Below are 1486 nucleotides of genomic sequence, written 5' to 3'. Positions count from 1 at the left end.
AACCCTTATAGAGAAAGACATTGGACGATTTTTGTCAATTGTTTTTGATCTAGAGCGAGCTAATCAGTTAAATCTTTTGCCAGATAAGGATTTAGTCGATTTATGCCCCCCTATCGAACCATAACAAGTAACGAAGAGCCAACCTTCATAACCTGAAATATGAATATCATTGACGCTTTAAATCTCAAAAACCCCCAAGATTACCCCTCTAGAGAAGCCTATCAGCAAGACGTTGTCAAAGCGGTACAGGTATTGATGCGTCTAGGTATTATGGATAGTCCCTCGGCCGATTTAACCGGTTCCCTAGACTCTATCCTTGAGAAATTACAAGAGGATGAACTGGCTATCTACGGTAGAAAACGCAGTAAACAAGAAATTATCGCCGATTTAAAGCAAGTTAATAGTGAAATTGCCGAACTCGATCGAGAAATAGCCGACTTAGAATGGCAAATTGCGCTCAAAAAAGCTGAAATATCTGTTAATGAAGCATCTTAGGGTTTTTTATCTTGATTCTGTTTCGGTTTCTCCAAACTGAGCGCAATAATCATCCGCACTAATAAACTTCATCGTGAGTCCCAATTGACTCTAAAAGAATTGCCTGTTTCTGCTCATATTCAACGAATTTAAAGACAATTCTTAAATCATAGCCGACACTACAAGCATAAGAATCTTTAAGCTCCCCTTTTAATTTGTGTGTTCTTAATCGAGGTTGAAATGGATCTACGGATAATAAAGCTAAAGTTTCTTGGATATTTTGAACTAAAAAAGCCTGTTTTTTCACAATTTTTCGAGCATTTCTAATAAATATATTGGAGCGTAATAAAACAAAATTCAGGAAAGGATTTCCTCCATGATTTGTTCAGGTGTCAGGGGTTGACATTGACCTTGTGCAAATTCTTGTTGAGCTTCTTGAACATCTCTAATCAACTCTGTTCTTTTTTGATCTCGAAGACGATTCTGTAAAATATGAATGAGATTTTCTTGATCTTCAAGAGAAAGTTGCTCGGCTGCTTCTAGAATCTCTGCAAAGGTTGTTTGTATTGCCATTTTATTAAGGGGCGATCGATTAAACTATCTAGGGTTTACAATCAAGGCTAAAAATAGCGAGAGTTACCGCATAACCATTTATTATATCGACATTTTTTGTCTAGTCAACTATTTATAACTAACTAAGTAGGGAGGCACAATTATTTGTAGGATGGGTTAGCGGTAGCGTAACCCATGCGGGCGTTGGGTTTCATACTTCAACCCAACCTACGTTCTAATCAATTAAGTCTCTTACCAGATAAGGATTTAGTCGATTTATGCCACCCTATAGAACCATACCAAGTAACGAAGAACCCATTTTTGGCGTTGTCAAATTGAAAGATGCTCCGAATCAGCACCGGAACTGAAATTACTTTGATAGGAAAGATTACATGGCATCTTGACAATTAGTGTTTAATGAACGAATAGTGCCGATAGTTGGGCTTAAGTGGGGAACAAG

At 37.5% G+C, this 1486-nt stretch carries 4 protein-coding genes; 2 read left to right on the top strand and 2 right to left on the bottom strand.

Features of this window, described 5'->3' with window-relative positions; translation table 11 throughout:
* Positions 1 to 159 precede the first annotated feature (159 nt).
* The gene (locus O9332_RS25090) at positions 160 to 495 is read left to right on the top strand and encodes a hypothetical protein (RefSeq protein ID WP_002759287.1); all 336 of its coding nucleotides are present in this window, start codon (positions 160 to 162) and stop codon (positions 493 to 495) included.
* Positions 496 to 553: 58 nt separating this feature from the next.
* Here the strand turns inward: O9332_RS25090 and O9332_RS25085 are convergent, their stop codons facing one another.
* Together O9332_RS25085 and O9332_RS25080 are read right to left on the bottom strand one after the other, a co-directional pair.
* Positions 554 to 835 (bottom strand): type II toxin-antitoxin system RelE/ParE family toxin, encoded by a 282-nt coding sequence (locus O9332_RS25085; protein WP_002782273.1) that lies wholly within the window; start codon positions 833 to 835, stop codon positions 554 to 556.
* Positions 832 to 1047 carry a hypothetical protein gene (locus O9332_RS25080; protein WP_002759295.1) on the bottom strand — a complete coding sequence of 72 codons (216 nt, stop codon included), beginning with the start codon at positions 1045 to 1047 and terminating at the stop codon, positions 832 to 834. Before O9332_RS25080 ends, O9332_RS25085 begins: the two co-directional genes overlap by 4 nt.
* Before the next feature lie 183 nt (positions 1048 to 1230).
* On the opposite strand from O9332_RS25080, the gene O9332_RS25075 reads away from it, so the two are divergent.
* On the top strand, positions 1231 to 1365 hold the full coding sequence (locus O9332_RS25075) for a hypothetical protein (RefSeq protein WP_288027816.1): 135 nt from the start codon (positions 1231 to 1233) through the stop codon (positions 1363 to 1365).
* Positions 1366 to 1486 lie beyond the last annotated feature (121 nt).

Origin of the sequence: Microcystis sp. LE19-10.1B (assembly GCF_027530565.1) — a bacterium.
GTDB classification, from domain to species: domain Bacteria; phylum Cyanobacteriota; class Cyanobacteriia; order Cyanobacteriales; family Microcystaceae; genus Microcystis; species Microcystis aeruginosa.
The sequence above is the reverse complement of the archived record's forward strand: the minus strand, read 5'-3'. Positions and strand labels throughout refer to the sequence as shown.

Bases quoted from the DNA above. Each gene is read 5' to 3' on its own strand.
- O9332_RS25090 (WP_002759287.1), top strand. From the start codon at position 160: ATGAATATCATTGACGCTTTAAATCTCAAAAACCCCCAAGATTACCCC.
- O9332_RS25080 (WP_002759295.1), bottom strand. From the start codon at position 1,047: ATGGCAATACAAACAACCTTTGCAGAGATTCTAGAAGCAGCCGAGCAA.